The sequence below is a fragment of the Nocardia vaccinii NBRC 15922 genome (assembly GCF_001613305.1).
Classification (GTDB): Bacteria; Actinomycetota; Actinomycetes; order Mycobacteriales; family Mycobacteriaceae; genus Nocardia; species Nocardia vaccinii.
Window position 1 is genome coordinate 257,753 of the sequence record NZ_BDCC01000009.1, and the last position, 15,460, is coordinate 273,212.

At 65.6% G+C, this 15,460-nt stretch carries 16 protein-coding genes; 7 read left to right on the forward strand and 9 right to left on the reverse strand.

The features are described from left to right. Positions 1-53: 53 nt before the first annotated feature. Positions 54-1,646: a serine/threonine-protein kinase gene (locus tag NV1_RS05840; protein WP_067886238.1), complete on the forward strand. Its 1,593-nt coding sequence runs from the start codon at positions 54-56 to the stop codon at positions 1,644-1,646. 22 nt (positions 1,647-1,668) lie between these two features. Here NV1_RS05840 and NV1_RS05845 read toward each other — a convergent pair whose 3' ends face one another. After that, positions 1,669-2,742, reverse strand: a complete 1,074-nt coding sequence (locus tag NV1_RS05845) for a glycosyltransferase (RefSeq protein ID WP_169813291.1) — start codon at positions 2,740-2,742, stop codon at positions 1,669-1,671. A 657-nt stretch (positions 2,743-3,399) separates the two neighbouring features. On the opposite strand from NV1_RS05845, the gene NV1_RS05850 reads away from it, so the two are divergent. From NV1_RS05850 to NV1_RS05860, 3 genes are all read left to right on the forward strand, one after another. Beyond that, positions 3,400-3,723, forward strand: coding sequence for a WXG100 family type VII secretion target (locus tag NV1_RS05850; protein WP_157116597.1), 324 nt, complete (start codon positions 3,400-3,402; stop codon positions 3,721-3,723). Positions 3,724-3,781: 58 nt separating this feature from the next. After that, a complete protein-coding gene (locus NV1_RS05855; RefSeq protein WP_067886243.1) occupies positions 3,782-4,084 on the forward strand; it encodes a WXG100 family type VII secretion target in 303 nt (100 codons plus the stop codon). 185 nt (positions 4,085-4,269) lie between these two features. Continuing rightward, complete coding sequence (locus NV1_RS05860) at positions 4,270-5,328, forward strand: alpha/beta hydrolase (RefSeq protein ID WP_084525116.1); 1,059 nt, start codon at positions 4,270-4,272, stop codon at positions 5,326-5,328. A 6-nt stretch (positions 5,329-5,334) separates the two neighbouring features. Here NV1_RS05860 and NV1_RS05865 read toward each other — a convergent pair whose 3' ends face one another. The 3 genes from NV1_RS05865 to NV1_RS05875 form a co-directional block, all read right to left on the reverse strand. Beyond that, positions 5,335-6,003, reverse strand: coding sequence for a DUF8017 domain-containing protein (locus tag NV1_RS05865; RefSeq protein ID WP_157116599.1), 669 nt, complete (start codon positions 6,001-6,003; stop codon positions 5,335-5,337). An 826-nt stretch (positions 6,004-6,829) separates the two neighbouring features. Further along, the gene (locus tag NV1_RS05870) at positions 6,830-8,335 is read right to left on the reverse strand and encodes an alpha/beta fold hydrolase (RefSeq protein ID WP_067886247.1); all 1,506 of its coding nucleotides are present in this window, start codon (positions 8,333-8,335) and stop codon (positions 6,830-6,832) included. A 108-nt stretch (positions 8,336-8,443) separates the two neighbouring features. Next, a complete protein-coding gene (locus NV1_RS05875; protein ID WP_067886249.1) occupies positions 8,444-9,001 on the reverse strand; it encodes a TIGR03086 family metal-binding protein in 558 nt (185 codons plus the stop codon). A 188-nt stretch (positions 9,002-9,189) separates the two neighbouring features. Here NV1_RS05875 and NV1_RS05880 point away from each other — a divergent pair, with 188 nt between their 5' ends. Continuing rightward, on the forward strand, positions 9,190-10,338 hold the full coding sequence (locus NV1_RS05880) for a metallophosphoesterase (RefSeq protein WP_218026920.1): 1,149 nt from the start codon (positions 9,190-9,192) through the stop codon (positions 10,336-10,338). A 289-nt stretch (positions 10,339-10,627) separates the two neighbouring features. Here NV1_RS05880 and NV1_RS05885 read toward each other — a convergent pair whose 3' ends face one another. The 5 genes from NV1_RS05885 to NV1_RS05905 form a co-directional block, all read right to left on the reverse strand. Further along, positions 10,628-11,209, reverse strand: a complete 582-nt coding sequence (locus NV1_RS05885; RefSeq protein ID WP_067886251.1) for a F0F1 ATP synthase subunit B family protein — start codon at positions 11,207-11,209, stop codon at positions 10,628-10,630. Continuing rightward, complete coding sequence (locus NV1_RS05890; RefSeq protein WP_067886253.1) at positions 11,206-11,715, reverse strand: F0F1 ATP synthase subunit B; 510 nt, start codon at positions 11,713-11,715, stop codon at positions 11,206-11,208. The genes NV1_RS05885 and NV1_RS05890 overlap by 4 nt, the downstream gene beginning before the upstream one ends. A gap of 6 nt (positions 11,716-11,721) precedes the next feature. Further along, positions 11,722-11,979: a F0F1 ATP synthase subunit C gene (locus NV1_RS05895; protein ID WP_040819136.1), complete on the reverse strand. Its 258-nt coding sequence runs from the start codon at positions 11,977-11,979 to the stop codon at positions 11,722-11,724. 45 nt (positions 11,980-12,024) lie between these two features. Beyond that, the gene (atpB, locus tag NV1_RS05900) at positions 12,025-12,699 is read right to left on the reverse strand and encodes a F0F1 ATP synthase subunit A (RefSeq protein WP_245713597.1); all 675 of its coding nucleotides are present in this window, start codon (positions 12,697-12,699) and stop codon (positions 12,025-12,027) included. A 116-nt stretch (positions 12,700-12,815) separates the two neighbouring features. Next, positions 12,816-13,196, reverse strand: coding sequence for a hypothetical protein (locus tag NV1_RS05905; protein WP_067886257.1), 381 nt, complete (start codon positions 13,194-13,196; stop codon positions 12,816-12,818). 436 nt (positions 13,197-13,632) lie between these two features. Between NV1_RS05905 and NV1_RS05910 the strand changes: the two genes are divergently transcribed. After that, positions 13,633-13,929 (forward strand): DUF3311 domain-containing protein, encoded by a 297-nt coding sequence (locus tag NV1_RS05910; protein WP_067886260.1) that lies wholly within the window; start codon positions 13,633-13,635, stop codon positions 13,927-13,929. A 49-nt stretch (positions 13,930-13,978) separates the two neighbouring features. Further along, on the forward strand, positions 13,979-15,439 hold the full coding sequence (locus NV1_RS05915; RefSeq protein ID WP_067886261.1) for a sodium:solute symporter family protein: 1,461 nt from the start codon (positions 13,979-13,981) through the stop codon (positions 15,437-15,439). Positions 15,440-15,460 lie beyond the last annotated feature (21 nt).

Genomic DNA, 15,460 nt, shown 5'->3' on the forward strand with positions numbered 1-15,460 from the left:
ATCCGACCGGAACCGGCACCCTCTCACCCCGATCGACCAGGAGTTTGTGACAGATGGCGATGAGTCCCGGCACCATCGTCGGTGGGTATCGGATCGAGCGGGTGCTCGGCGCTGGCGGTATGGGCACGGTTTATCTGGGCAAACATCCGAGTCTGCCGCGCATGGACGCGATCAAGGTGCTCGGCACCGAACTGTCGGCCAATGCCGAATTCCGCGGCCGGTTCGAACGCGAGGCCAATCTTGCCGCGGGACTTGATCATCCGAATATCGTCTCGGTGTACAACCGCGGCGAGGAGGACGGGCAGCTCTGGATCGCGATGCAGTACGTCCAGGGCACCGACGCCTCGGCCGAACTGTCCCGCGACCGGCATGCCATGACGCCGCTGCGGGCGCTGCGCATCGTCACCGAGGTCGGGCGCGGCCTGGACTACGCGCACCGCCGCGGCCTGCTGCACCGCGACGTCAAACCGGCCAACTTCCTGCTGTCCGCCGGCGACGGCGACGACGAGGAACGGGTACTGCTCACCGATTTCGGTGTCGCCAAGTCCACCGAGGATCCGGGCGAGCTGACCCAGACCGGCAGTTTCGTGGCCACGATCGCATACGCCCCGCCGGAGCAGTTGCAGGGCGATCCGGTGGATCACCGCGCCGACATCTACAGTCTCGGTTGCGCCTTCTACAAGCTGCTGACCGGCCAGAACCCTTATCCCGCAATGCAACCGGCGATGGTCATGATGGGCCATCTGTACGAACCGCCGCCGCGGGCAACCGCCCTGAACCCCGGACTGCCCCCGGTCATCGATCAGGTCTTCGCCCGGGTGCTGGCGAAGAATCCCGCCGAGCGGTTCAACACCTGCCGGGAGTTCACCGACGCGGCCACCAGCGCCCTGGTCCCCGGTTACAACCCGGTGCGCACCTCCACCTCGCCGACGTATCCGATCCAGGTGCCCGGTCGGCCCGCCACCGACCCGCGTACGAATATCTCGGGTTCCTATGCCGCACAGGGCAATACCGACGCCCGGATGGCAAATCCCGTTCCAGGAGAACGGGATCTGTCCGTACTGCTGGCCAAGCCGCCCGGTCGTCGCAGGTGGCTGATCCCGACGGTCGTCGGTGTGGTCGTGGTGGCGGTCGCCGCGGGAATCGGGATCTGGGTGACCCAGGACAACCAACCGGCCGGTCCCAGCACCACGACCAGCGCCGCGGCCGCACCGGGCTCGGTGGCCGAGGCCAAGCGGCAGAATCCGGCCTTCGCCGGGAAGTCGATCACCATGGTGGACATCTCCGACGGCAACAAGGTCGCGATATACCTCGGCGGCACCCCGCAGACCCAATTCCTGCAGGGGCTCGGCTTCGTCTACAACCTCAGCTACGTCGAGCACGGCAACGAGACCTCACCGAAGCCGATGAGCGACTACGACTCCCTCAACACCGCCGATGGCAGCTACATCATCGCCGTACGCAGCGACAAGGCCGCCGGGGGCGGAGGTCTGCTGGGGCTGCCGTACGAGATCAGCGCGTCCAACGCCACGGTGATCCCGCTGGACGATCCGACCGCGGTGTCGGCCATGCGCAACTGGGGAGCCGATTCGGAGAAGACCGAGTTGAGCAAGCTGGTTCCGGTGCTGAGCAAGCACATTCAGTGAGACGCCGACCCCGGCACGCGAATCACAACGTGTAAAAGCCGTCGCCCCACAGGGTTTCCAGGCGGCGGAAGTAGTCCTCGTACTGCGCCGCAACCACATCCGTGGAGAACCGGCCGACGGCGTAATCGCGGATCGCCTGGTAATCCAGCTCGTCGACCGCGTCCGCGGCATCACAGAATTGGCGCAGGGAGCGGCACCGGAATCCGGTGACGCCCTGTTGTACGGTCTCGCTGAACGCACCCCAGTCGGTGGTGATGACCGGAGTCCCGCACAACATCGCCTCCACATGTACCCCGCCGAACGGCTCCAGATACAGCGAGGGCACGAAAACCGCTCGGGCCCGGCTCATCAGCTCACCGCGCCGGGCCACGTCCACGACGCCGACGTATTCGCCGAAGTCCGGTGGTGTTCCGGCGCCGGCGATCACGAGTTCACGCCCGAGGGCGCGGCAGGTGTCCACGGCGATCTGATAGCCCTTGGCCTCGATCAGCCGACCGATGAACAGGTAGTAGTCGTCCTTCTCCGCGGAGAACGGAAAGTCCGGCACGTCGAAGTAATTGGGGATCACCTGATCGAAGAATCGCCCGCGATCGCTCATGATTCCGGGCAGCGTCGTATGTGCGCCGTGTACAGCGTGCATCCACGCATAACTTTCGAACACACGGTATTTCGCGAACACACCGCTGTAGCCGATTCCGAATTCCACCGCCATCAGGTCCGACAGCGCGGCGCCGATCGCCTCCTGACAGGTGCCGCCGATGATGCACAGGAAATCCCGGGGCTTCGCCCGTTCGGCGATGGCCGCGACGGCCCGGCCGTTGGTGATGACCCAGTGTTTGTCGTTCTTACCCCAGGTGATGTTGATCGGGCCGTCGAAAAAGTCGTTGTGATCGAACCATTCGCGCTGTTCGTCCTTGGTCACGATGGTGATCAGTTCGGTGCAGGCCGCCTCGTTCTCCTCCGAGGCGTAGAGAAACACCTCGTGTCCGAGCCCGGACATCATGTCGCAGAACCGGCGCACCTTCTGGGTGTAGGCACACGGCGAATATGCCCGAGTGGTCTGCGTATGCGGCAGATTGACGACATGGAAACGCATCGTGGACACTTCAGCTACCCGACCAACTCTCCGGTGACGACGTGCCGAACCTACCCTACGGTGCGGCGGCCGGTCGTCCCACGGACGGCGAGCGGGTCGGCACCTGTGGCCCCCGTGCCTCGCGATTGGTAGGGTAAAGCGGCAGTCATGCCCGTCAGCTGGGTACAGCGGCACCTCGGGGGAAGGAGGACATACGCTGTCATCGTGCGATGCCTGCCGCAGGGGGTGTCTCGGCGGCCGATTCCCGTCGCGCACAATTCGATCGGAAGAATTCGTTCGACGATCGATGGAACCGAAACAGCGCATGCTGCGTCCAATTACCTGTAGGCGATCGAGTCCCTTCGGCATGGCGGGGTTCGCACTTCCGGCCGTCCCGGCCGGACTTCAAGGGGAAGGAGGGTTCGGATTCGAGGCCTCGGCGGCCTCGACTGCCCCTGGTACCAGAGCCGGTTGCTCCGACGGCACGGGTGGGATGGCGTCCACATCGTGGCATCTCGCGTTACGTGAGCACACCAGATCGGCTTCATCGCCTGGGGGGTGCCCTTCATACTTGGGCAGAAGTAGGTGGAACCGAACGGACGTCGTACACGTCCAACCAGACATACCGATCACGGCAGACGAACGGCCGAAAGATCGTTGACCCGAGAGGAGCACACCGTGGCTGGCAAGCTCGAAGCCAATGTCGATCAGATGAACACGTTCTCCAAGAACATGGAGGACCAGCATCAGAAACTGATCACCCACATCCAATCCACCAAGGCGGATCAGGAACAGACCACCGCCAGCTGGAGCGGTCAGGCTCGTTCCGCCTTCGATCAGTTCATGGAGCGCTACTACGAGCAGGCGCAGGCGATGAACAACAAACTGTCGAACACGGTCGACAGCCTGATGAAGGCCGCCGACAACTACTCCAAGCAGGACGAGGAATTCCAGCAGCAGATCGCCAAGCAGAACTCCAGCCTGGATCTGCCCGCCATCTGATCCCGCCCGGCTCTTCACGTTCGGGCTTCCTGATCACCACGTTCATAAGGAGCAATTCATGGCCGCCAACGATCCCTCGCGGATTTCCGCTAACTTCGGCGATGTCGCCGCAGGTGCCGACGCGTTCATCAGCCGCGCCCGCAACCTGATGTCCGACCTGGAGGATTTCCACAAGCAGGTCACCGACTTCGTCACCAACCACTGGCAGGGTGACGCGAACGACGCGTTCGCGCAGCTGCAGTCCCAGTGGAACCAGAACATCATGCAGCTGAACACCACCCTGCAGGGTGCGGCTCAGCTCGTGCACACCGGCAACTCCGACCTGCAGTCCCGCGACTCCTCGCTCGCGGGCCTGTTCTGATCCGGGATTTCCACAGCTGAGCCCCGGCGAATTCGCCGGGGCTCAGTCGTTTTCGCAGAGATATCCACACGCCGCCGTTACCGCCTGTGCGAGCCTCCGGCGACGATTCGGTAATGCCGTACCCGCGTCGGACGATATCTTCTACGACATCACCCGAATCACGCTGAGCACCCAGGGGTTTCACGTTGCGTCGCCGATCGAGGATCCGCACCGTCACGGCGGCCGCGGCCACCGCTGTTCTCACCACACTGTCGGCAGCCTCGGGTGCGGGGGCCGGCTCGGCCGATCCGATCATCGCCGGCAAACATCTGCTGGCCTCCCCGACCGCGGCCGACGGGTCGAAGATCAGCGCGTACTACATTCGCGACACCCGCCACCTGACTCTGCGCGTGCATTCGGCGGCGATGAATCAGGACATCACCGTCGAGGTGCAGCGCCCCCGCGATACCTCGGCTCCCCGGCCGGTGCTGTATCTGCTCAATGGTGCGGGCGGCGGCGAGGATGCGGCGACCTGGCAGCGCAATACCGACGCGCTGCCCTATCTAGCCGATAAGAACGTCAACGTCATCGAGCCGATCGGCGGCGCGTGGAGCTATTACACGGATTGGCTGAAGGACGATCCCGTACTGGGCCGCAACAAATGGACGACCTTCTTCACCCGGGAGCTGCCACCGCTGATCGACGCGGCACTGGGCACCGACGGCGTTCACGCGATCGCGGGTCTGTCGATGGCGGGCACCTCGGTGCTCGCCCTGGCCATCGCTCAGCCCGGCCTCTACCGCAGCGTCGCCTCCTACAGCGGCTGCGCGCAGACCAGCGACCCACTCGGACGTGAGGTGGTGAAGACGGCCGTATCGGTCTGGGGCGACGGCGATCCCGCCAATATGTGGGGCCCGGATTCGAGTCCGCTATGGGCGGCGAACGATCCGTTCGTCCATGCCGACCGCTTGCGCGGGATCAACCTGTTCCTGTCCTCGGGCAGCGGTCTACCCGGCCCATACGACACCCTGAACAGCCCATTCCTATTGCATCCCGGTCCGGCGTCGCTGGCGAATCAGCTCCTGGTCGGCGGCCTGCTCGAGGCGGGAACCAATGCCTGCACGCACAATCTGCAGAATCGCCTGAACCAGCTCGGCATCCCGGTCGCGGTCGACTACACCGCCACCGGCACGCATTCCTGGGGCTACTGGCAGGACGCGCTGAGGCAATCCTGGCCCACATTGGCCCGAGGGCTCGGCCTGTGAACCCGGTCAGCGTAGTTCGCGCACGCTGGTGAGGATTTCGCGTGCCTGGACGGGAGTCAGCTCCCCCGCCGTGCCCCGGTCCGCGAGGATGGCCAGGACCAGTACCGCACCCGACCGGCCGAGGAAGGCGAAAGTGTACACCGAGAATTTCGTTGTGCTGCAACCCGGTCGGCCGGGCATCCAGTTCCCCGACGTCTCCACGTACTGCCCGGTGATTCCGCTGCGGGTGGTCAGCGCGACGGCCGGTGACGCGTTTCCACCACCCGAACCGTCGTAACTGGTCTGCGCCGCGGTGGTGCCGACCGCCGTCGCCGCCTGGGCCGGATCGCCCTGTCCGGAATCGGTGAGGGTGGCCACCGCCCGGAACCCGGACCCCGGGCAGTAGTGCGCACCTTCGTCTGCCTGACCGCGCCCCGTGAAGCCGCCGATCGTCCAGGTGGTGCGCGCGGGTTCGATGACCCACCCGGTCGGCACGTCGTAGCCGATCCCGAAGAACGGCACCGCAACTCCCTGATATCCGCGGACGACGGCCTCGGTCGTCGTGGCGTCTGCACTGGCGGTCTGCACGACCTGCGAGGACGGTGCACTCGATGCGGGAGATGCCGCCTGATCCGGCGACCGGGTCGACACCGTGATCGCGACAGCCACCGCCACCGCCGATACCACGCCGATCACGACGGCGATCCCGATCCGATTCCCGCGCCGGCTCACCGCTCCGGAATTCGACTGCGGCACAGCCCGCTCGCGTGATTCCCCGGATCCCCGAACACCGGGCAGCGCCCGCTCGGTCGCTATCTGATCCTCGAACTGCCCTGCACCCGAGCGCGATTCGGCTACCGGCTCCTGATCGCCTGGTTGCCGCACTCCCGCGAACGCATAACTGCCCTGCCACCCAGCGGCCCCGTACTGCCCGCCCGCCCCGCAGGCATCACCCCGCCAGGGCCGGATACGGCAGCCTCTCGACGTCCCTCGCCCGGCGGGGCGCCACCCCCGAGACGGGCATCTGAACCTTCCTGTCCCCCAGATGGATTCGAATCACCTTTTCCCGTGGCATCCTTCCCGCCAGACTCGCGCTGATCCCCCGGCCGGGTTACCGGGCCGGACTCTTCCCACGCGTGCCGCCCACTCTTCCCGGTACGCTCTGCCACCGTTCCCCCTGGCACCGGACCAGCCGAGTCGAAGTCCTCACCCGATCCGCCCGGCGCCTCCCGCCAGCGATCGTTCTTCTCTCTCACGCCAATTCGTTCCTAGTCCGCGCGACTGCCTCGCACCCATGATGCCCGCACGGCCATGCCCATGGCGATACATCGCGAGCTCCGGTGCCAGGACTCGCCCACGCGCGGCCCGCGATCTCACATACCGGCAGCACCGCGGTCTCAGCGGCCGCGGCGATCGGTTGGATCACCGGATGACCGCATCCCGACGGCCGCAGCGCGACGCTGAACTTTCGCGACCACGGTGGGGACTCGCGGTCCAGCGGGCCCGTCATGGCCCGCCGCGATTACATCGGGAAGTACTCCGGATCGGGTTCGCAGGTGACGTCGCCGACAGGGAGGGCTCCGGTGGCGAGGTAGGTGTTGACGCGGTCGTTCAGGCAGGGGCTCAGACCGACCCGGAAGGAACCGTGAATCCTGGTGTCGGCCAGGGTGATCAGACGCGAGGCCGACAGATCACGATGCAGCGCAAGACCTTCCGAATAGGCGGTGCGGGTGTCGTGGACCACGGCCAGAATCAGCGCGGGCACCGCGTTGCGCACCCGGGTCGGGGCTTCCAGTGGGCCGGGCCAGTATGCGCACGCAGTGATGTTGTTGGCGAACGCGCCGAATACCGGCTGGGTTAACCGAGCGGCCTCGATATTGCGGTAGTACCAGGCCGGGTCCCGGGGTGCGGCCCGATCGTCGCACATCACCGCGGCCATTCCGGACGCCTCGAGCGGGACCGCGGCGCTGATCTTGGCTTTGAGTTTCGCCACGTCCAGCGGTTTTCCGTCGACGCCGTCCGACAACATCCGCACGACGTCGGCCAGATTCGCGTTCATCTTGGGGTTGGACAGCAGCGCGAGCAGCATCACCGGCACGGTGTGCTCGTCGATCAGATAACCGGAGCCGATGCTGACCACCGGATGCTTTGCCGCACGCCGGATCACGTTCTCCACGAATGCGCGTACCTGCCGCGGTGTCGCGCCGAGATGGTACCGATCGTCGTGCCGCGCGGCCCACGCCGCCCAGTCGTCCAGCGCGTACTCGTTGATCGGGCCCATGTCCTGGAACAATCCGACCCAGTAGCGGTCGGGATCCACGGCGCTGTCCAACACGATCCGGTCGCTGGCCGCCGGGAACATCTGGGTATACACCGCACCCAGGTAGGTGCCGTAGGAAGCGCCGTAGTAGCTGATCTTGCCGACGCCGAGCGCACCCCGGATGACGTCCATATCGCGGGCGGTATTCCGCGTGGTGATGTTGCGGAGTTTGTCGATGTCCCCGGCCAGGCAGGACGCGGCCAGCGCGCCGGCCAGCACGGTGTCGCGGGCATAGCCGAACACATCGAATCCGGCCGAGAACAGCATGGTCGGCAGTGGTATCGCGCAGTTCACCGGATCCGATCGCCCGATACCGCGCGGGTCCATTCCGATCAGGTCGTATTGTGCCCGCACATCCGCGCTCATCACCTTGCGCACACCCGTCATGGTGCGTAGGCCCGGGCCGCCGGGGCCGCCGGGATTGGACAGCAGCACCCCGCGCCGGCGCTCCGGATCGGTCGCCGCGATCCGGGAGATCGCGATGTGGAGCGTCCGCCCGTCGGGGTGGCTGTAATTCAGCGGGACCAGAACCCTCGCGCACTCCGCACCTGCGGCGTCGAGTTCATCGTCGTGACAAGGCTGCCAATCCAGCCGCTGCTGGTAGAACCGGTCGAGCGGATTCTGCGCATGGGCAGGACCCGCGACGAGTCCGCCCACGAGGACGATCCCCATAATCGAAACGAGCCAGCGAAACCACCGTGTCGGCATCGGTACTCCTCGCAGAAAGCCACCCCTGAGCGAACCTCATCTACAGGTACAGGTTCTTCATCCAGCATGCGACAGGACGCGCCCGGTCCGCCCCCGATACCGAGAATCTCAGACGACGCGGCCGGTGAACGCGGCGAGTTTGTCGAGGACAGGAGCGTCCTCGGCGACGGGCTGTTCGTCATCGAAACGCCCGGCGCGTGAATGCTCGGCCATCTGTCGCCTGATGTACGCCAGCGACTCCTCGACCAGATCCTCGGGCAGATCGGCCCGAATACCGGTGGCGCGCGCCAGATCCCAGCCGTGCGTCAGCAGATCCGCCATCCGGATTCGCAACCGCCCGGCACCGGTGGCATCGCCCAGCGGACCGGAGAAAGTCATGTCCAGCACGCCCGGGGTGGCGAACGCCGCCATCACCGCCGCGGCGGAGGCCCGGTAGGCCCCGAGCGGATCCGCGCCCAGATGATCATCATGGTGGTCCGGCATCGCACCACCCTGCAGCAATGCTGTGAACACGAGGTTCAACCCGACCAGATGCCCGACCACATCTCGCACGGTCCATTGGGTACAGGGCGTCGGCGCATTCCACTGCTCCGGCCCGATTCGCGCGATCAGCTCACCCACCGCCTCGAAGGCCCGCCCGAGGTCGGCAACAGGATCCGATGTCATACCGCGACCCTATGACTACTTCCGCCAGCGGGAAACCGATTTCACCTCCCGCGCCCAGCCCCGCCGCCGGAGACAACTGCTCGTCGAACCCACCGGAATCTCCACCCGCGAAAAGGGGCGTTCGTTCCGGGTATGGTCGGTTGGGCCGGGTGTGGTGCCCTGCGCTCACACGGACGAGGACGACCCTGGTGAAATACATTCCGCGCCTGATCCTGTTTCTGGGGATTCCCGCGATCCTGTTTGCACTGCCGTGGTGGACGGTGATCGGGGCGGTCACGACCGGTGCCGCGTTCTGGGTCGGCACGGCGGTATTCCTGCTCGGTTATCTCGCTCTGCCCGCGGGGATGTACCTCGGGCACGGCCCCGCGGCATCCGATTTCGGGTCGATCGTGGGCGACACCCTGCTCGGGGTGATGTGGATCTTCTTCACCTGGTCGGTGATCGGAAATGTCGCCGGGCTGGCGCTCGCCCTGGGCGGGGTGCACGATCCGGCGCGTTCGCGGATCGTCGCGGTGGGTGTGCTCGCGGTGTCGGCGGTACTGGTGGCGTGGAGTATCCGCGAGGCACGGCGGGTGCCGCGGGTGCGCGAGGTCGATGTGCCGATCCACGGGCTCGGGCCGGGTCTGGACGGACTGCGGCTGGTGGTGCTCACCGATACCCATTATGCGGCGCTGAACCGGCTGCGCTGGTCGGAGCGCGTGGTCGAGGTCGTCAACGCGCTGCAACCCGATATCGCCTGTCACGCGGGCGATCTGGCGGACGGCTCGGTGGCGAAGCGGCATCCGCAGGTCGACACGCTGGGCAAGGTCGATGCGCGGCTGGGCCGGTTCTACATCACCGGCAATCACGAATATTTCGGCGACGCACCGGGTTGGCTCGACCATATGGCCTCGCTCGGCTGGCAGCCGTTGCGTAATCAGCACGAGATCATCACCCACGGCGGCGACAGTCTGGTCATGGCGGGTATCGACGATCCCACCGGTACCGGCCTGGCCGGACACGGACCGGACCTGCCCGCTGCCCTCGCCGGGGCCGATCCGCGGCTGCCGGTCGTCCTGCTCGCCCATCAGCCCAGGCAGGTGGCCGATGCCGTGAAAGCCAGTGTGGCTCTGCAGATCTCCGGACATACGCACGGCGGCCAGATCTGGCCGTTCCACTATCTGGTCAGGCTCGAACAACCGGTGGTCGCCGGGTTGAGCCTGCACGGCGAGCACACCCGCCTCTACACCAGCCGCGGCACCGGATTTTGGGGCCCGCAGCTGCGCCTGTTCGCCCCCAGTGAGATCACCGTGCTGACATTGCATCCCGACTCTACTCGAGCCGTGCTCGACCGCTGACGCATCAATGATCGATTTCGATGCGGGACAACTGATTTGGCCAGCACATGGGTAACACCCCGGGGGCACGCCCCGGCGGTGATCAGCTACCCGACCGCCGGTCCGAAACACGGCATCCGCACGGACGGCACGCCGAAGTCGCGGAAAGGGCGGAACAGCGCAGCGGGCCCGTAGTTCCGGGCCCGCTGCGCGATGGAGAGATTCTGTTGTGTCGGAGCAGACCCAGCCGCGAATCGGGCTGCCCCACTGTGGATCAGTCGTGTGTGCGGTGACCGATCACTCCCGCGTATCAGTTCCAGCGGGACTGAGCGCGGCGCTTGACCGCCGGTGAGGCGTGCGCATTGGCCATCACCTCGAGATCTTCCAGGAAGTTCTCCACGCTGTCGGCCTTGGCCTGCAGGGTCGCCACCTGCTGACGCACCCGCTCTTCGGTGCGGTCGAGCATATTGGTGACGAGTTCGGCCTGCAGATCACGCACAAGCTGACGATGCAGCTGGGAGACCTGGTCGCGACCCTGTTTGCGCACCCGCTCGACCTCCGCGGTCGCCGCCTCGCGCATCTGCGCGATGATGTGGTCGGCATCGGCACGGGCATCGCTGCGCATCCGCTCGAGTTCGACCTGCGCCTCCGCCAGAGCGTTGTCGTAGGACCGCTTGGCCTCCTCGAGCCGGGCCGCCGCCTTGCTGCTCTCCTCGAGCTGGCGCGCGATGGTGTCCTGACTCCTGGCCATCATCCGTCGCAGCGGCGGCAGGATCCACTTCACGAAGACGAAGATGATCACCACGAAGCCGAACAGCTGACTGAAGAAGACGGGCCAGTCGAACGAGATGTGATAGGGGCCCTCAGCGAGCACACCGCTCGTATTGATCATGAAGTAGCCCGTCCTCTTCGCTGGCCGGAGCTTGTGCCGGCGTGCCCTCCGTCGCGACCGACCACACGTTCGGCCAGGGACTGCGACAGCGGCTCGACCGCATCACGCAGTTCCGCGGCGACCTGGTCGGCCTCGGCTCGCAGTTGCGCCGCGGACTCCGCGACGATGTTGTCCGCCTCCTGCTGCGCTTCGCCACGCAACTGTTCGAGGATGGCCCGTCCTTCGGCCCGTGCCTCGTTGCGGATATCGGCGGCCTCGGCGCGTGCCTTCTCGAGCGCGGACTCATATCTGGCCTGTGCCTCGGCGAACGTTTCCTTGGCCTCTTTGTTGTTCGCCGAGGTCTGATCGACCCGCTCCTCACGCTCCGTCAGGACCTTGCGGATCGGCGGAACGACGAAGAACCAGATGACTCCGAGCACGATCAGGAAGATCAGCAGCTCGGCGAAGAAGGTGCCGTTGGGAATGAGGAAGTTCCCAGCGGCCTCCACATCGGTTCGCGGAGACATCACGTATTACTTACCGGGAGTGGCGAATACGAACAACGCCATGAAAGCGAGGTTGATGAAGTACGCGGCCTCGACCAGACCAACGGTCAGGAAGAAGTTACCGCGCAACCGGCCCTCGGCCTCGGGCTGCCGGGTCACACCGTTGATCAGCGCGGAACCCGCCAGGCCGTCACCGATGCCGGCGCCGATGGCGCCACCGGCCATGATGATGCCGCCACCGATGAGGGCACCCTGGACGATCTGAGCGGTTGCTGGATCTGCCATTTTCACTTCCTGTTCTCGAACAGTTACTCCGACCGGCGGCGCCGATCAGTGGTCTTCATGCTCCAACGCCATCGACTGGCTGAAGTAGAGTACGGTCAGCAGCGAGAAAATGAACGCCTGAATCGCTCCGACGAACAGATCGAACATTTTCCAGATTGCGTTCGGGCCCCAGCTGATCCACACCGGGAACAGCGTGATCACCGCGATCATCACACCGCCGGCGAACATATTGCCGAAGAGTCGCAGGGATAGCGACAGCGGCTTGGCGATCTCTTCGATGATGTTGATCAGCACCATCGGACCCCATCCGGTGTGGCCCTTCAGCAGCGCCTTGAAGTGCCCGCCCAATCCGCGCCGCATGATACCCGCGCCCTGGTAGAAGACGAATACGAACAGCGCCAGGGCATAGACGAAGTTGACGTCCGAGGCGGGCGGCGACACCAGTTCACCCTCGCCGTACTGGACCGGCAGGACCGAGAGCCAGTTCGACAGCAGGATGAAGGTGAACAGCGTGACCGCCAGCGGCAGGACGAACGGCGCGACCCGCAGGCCGATGGCCGATTCCACCTGATCGCGCATCTGCACGGTGATGGTCTCGAAGAACAGCTGAACCCCGTTGGGTACACCGGATGTCAGCTTGACGCGCAGGAAGATGGCCAGCGTGATCACGATGAGCGCGGCGACCGACGTCGAGACGATGGTGTCGACGTTGAAGTCCATGCCCCAGAAATGCGCTACAGCGTGTTCGCCGACTTTGATCTTGGCGCCGGAATCGGCAAGCGGGAGTTCTGACCGGGCGATCGAACTCGGGATACCGGTCAACGAAGCGTGGATCGTCATGACAGCTGGCGCATCGCTTTCCACTCGGGCAGGACAGTGTGAAGAACCAGGATGACCTGGAAGAGGGCCAGGCCGAAGAAGACTCCGATGCCGTTCGGCCGGGCGAGGTAGGCCACCAGGATCGACAGTGCCGTCAGTCCGAACAACCGGACCGCGGATGATAGCAGCAACCCTTGCTTACTGGGCGTCTCCGAACGAATCTGATGGGTGATGAACTTCCAGGTGAGCTGAGCGTTCAGCCAGCCCAACCCGAGCCCGACGCAGATGAACGTGCCCAGCAACAACCGGTCAAGCGGACCCGCTACCACCAGAGCCAGCACACCGAACGCGGTCGCAACATAGGCCGCGCGGCGTATCCGGAGTCTGTCGACATTCACTGTGACACCGCCTCGCCGGTCGTCCCACCTCGTAGTGGGTCATGATTGTCCGTCAGCTTACACATACTCAACGACGTTGCGTAGCAACAATTTTGATCTTCATACAGATGATCTTGATATGCCTCGGAATCGTGTCGGAACAAGTCTCCAGCGACCTCCCAGCTAATAGGACAAACAGCCCATATCCGGCAGGTCAGTGCGGACACAACACTATCCGGCGTCGGTCCGGCAAAACCGGCGCCACGCCATTATGAGGGAGGAGTTTTCGCCGGAATGTCGCAATACAAACATGAGGTTCCGGTCCGGATCGGGGCGTCCTGAGGCGGATTCGCCGGCAACATCGGCCGCGGCGGACACGTGCGGGCCGCTGGCGCGCGAGCCTGGCATCGGCCAAGGTGGGTGAGACGATCGCCGGACCGTACCGAGAGGCGACACCATGCCGGAGTCCACAACCGCGCCCGAACCCATCCCGCTGCGCGGACGCGGCAAGATCCTGTGGCTGCTGGCGCTGCCGGGCGTGCTGTACTGCCTCGCCCCCTTCGTGGCCAACCGCATCGAGCCGCGGGTCGCCGGGATCCCCTTCCTCGTCGTCTATCTCCTCGCCGTAACGGTGCTGACCGGACCGTTGGTCGGCCTGGTCGCCCGGTTCGATCCGGTATACCGCGCGGGCACACCGGAATATGTGCCCGCCGACGACCAATCCCGCCCCGTGCCCCCGGCGGAGGAGGCATGAGCGAGTTCGGGGGCCGCACGCCGGAACCGGATCGCGGCGCGGTGCGGCAGTGAGTGCTCGCGCGGCGGTGGCCGTCTCGCTGTTCGCCGTCGCCATGGTCATCGCCGTCGCGACCGGGGTGCTGTCCGGGCGCGGGCGGGAACGCTCGATGTCGGAGTGGTCGGTGTCCGGACGCGGGCTCGGCACGCTGTTCGTCCTGCTGCTGATGGCGGGCGAGTCCTATACGAGCTTCTCGTTCCTGGGCGCGGCGGGTTGGTCGTATCGATACGGCGTGCCGATCTTCTATCTGATCGCCTACCTGAGCACCGGCCTGGTCGCCGCCTACTTCGTCGCGCCGCTGCTGTGGACCTACTGTGCCCGGCACGGGCTGATGTCGATCGCCGATATCGCCGAATTCCGGTTCGGATCGCGAGCCCTGGGCGTCGTCGTGGCGGTGATCTGCACGGTCTTCCTGATTCCCTATGTACAACTGCAGATTCAGGGGATGGGCGTGGTGGTGCACGCGATGTCCTATGGAGCCATCGACCTGAAGGTGGCCGCCGTCGTGTCGTTCGCGGTGGCCGAGGCGTTCATCCTGGCCTCGGGACTGCGCGGATCGGCCTGGGTCAGCGTGCTCAAGGACGCGCTCGCCGTGCTGTCGGTGGTGTTCCTGGCGGTCTACGTGCCATGGCACTACTTCCGCGGGCCCGGACATCTGCTGGACCGGCTGGTCACCGAACATCCACAGTGGCTCACATTTCCGGGCGCCGGCGGCGGGACCTTCGGCACGGCCTGGTTCGTCTCGACGATCGTGTTGAACGTCGTAACCATCTGCATCTTCCCCACCACCGTCGCGGGATATCTGTCGGCGAGCGGTCCCACCGCGCTGCGCCGCAATTCGATCCTGCTGCCCTGGTATCAACTGCTCCTGGTGATCCCGATGTTCATCGGCGCGGCCGCGCTGTTCGTCGCGCCGAAGCTGGCCGATCCGGACCTTGCGTTGTTCACGCTGGTCACCGATTCGCTGCCGCCCGTTCCAGTGGCGATCATCGGCATCGCGGGTGCGCTGTCGGCCATCGTGCCGATGAGCGTATTCCTGGTGTCGATCGGAACACTGTGGGGCAGAACGATTCTCGGCGGCGGTCTGGCCGGCGCCGCCCGGAGCGCGGCCGCGGGACCGAGCAGATCCGGTGACCGGCAACGCGAATGGTCGCGGCTGATCTGCCTGATCGCCGGCGCGATCGCCCTGGGCGGTGCGCTGCGATATCCGAAACTGCTGGTGAATCTGTCGGTGCTGTCCTACGAGGGCATCGCGCAGTTGCTGCCGGCGGTGTTGTTCGGACTCTATTGGCGACGTCTGACCGCCGCCGGGGCGGCCACGGGGCTGCTGGTCGGCACCGTCGTCGTACTCGCCCTGCACGCCGCGGGGCGAGATCCGCTGTGGGGCGTCAACGGTGGTCTGTTCGCCTTGGCGGCCAATGTCGTGGTCGCGGCGGTCATCTCGTCGGCATCATCGCGCCGGTCCGCCTGAGGATCCCTTGCGTCCCTTTAC

Excerpts from the sequence above, each read along its gene's own strand:
- NV1_RS05890 (WP_067886253.1), bottom strand. The coding sequence starts at position 11,715 with ATGTCTCCGCGAACCGATGTGGAGGCCGCTGGGAACTTCCTCATTCCC.
- NV1_RS05895 (WP_040819136.1), bottom strand. The coding sequence starts at position 11,979 with ATGGCAGATCCAGCAACCGCTCAGATCGTCCAGGGTGCCCTCATCGGT.
- NV1_RS05845 (WP_169813291.1), bottom strand. The coding sequence starts at position 2,742 with ATGCGTTTCCATGTCGTCAATCTGCCGCATACGCAGACCACTCGGGCA.
- NV1_RS05855 (WP_067886243.1), top strand. The coding sequence starts at position 3,782 with ATGGCCGCCAACGATCCCTCGCGGATTTCCGCTAACTTCGGCGATGTC.
- NV1_RS05875 (WP_067886249.1), bottom strand. The coding sequence starts at position 9,001 with ATGACATCGGATCCTGTTGCCGACCTCGGGCGGGCCTTCGAGGCGGTG.
- NV1_RS05840 (WP_067886238.1), top strand. The coding sequence starts at position 54 with ATGGCGATGAGTCCCGGCACCATCGTCGGTGGGTATCGGATCGAGCGG.
- NV1_RS05870 (WP_067886247.1), bottom strand. The coding sequence starts at position 8,335 with ATGCCGACACGGTGGTTTCGCTGGCTCGTTTCGATTATGGGGATCGTC.
- NV1_RS05910 (WP_067886260.1), top strand. The coding sequence starts at position 13,633 with ATGCCGGAGTCCACAACCGCGCCCGAACCCATCCCGCTGCGCGGACGC.
- NV1_RS05885 (WP_067886251.1), bottom strand. The coding sequence starts at position 11,209 with ATGATCAATACGAGCGGTGTGCTCGCTGAGGGCCCCTATCACATCTCG.
- atpB (WP_245713597.1), bottom strand. The coding sequence starts at position 12,699 with ATGGACTTCAACGTCGACACCATCGTCTCGACGTCGGTCGCCGCGCTC.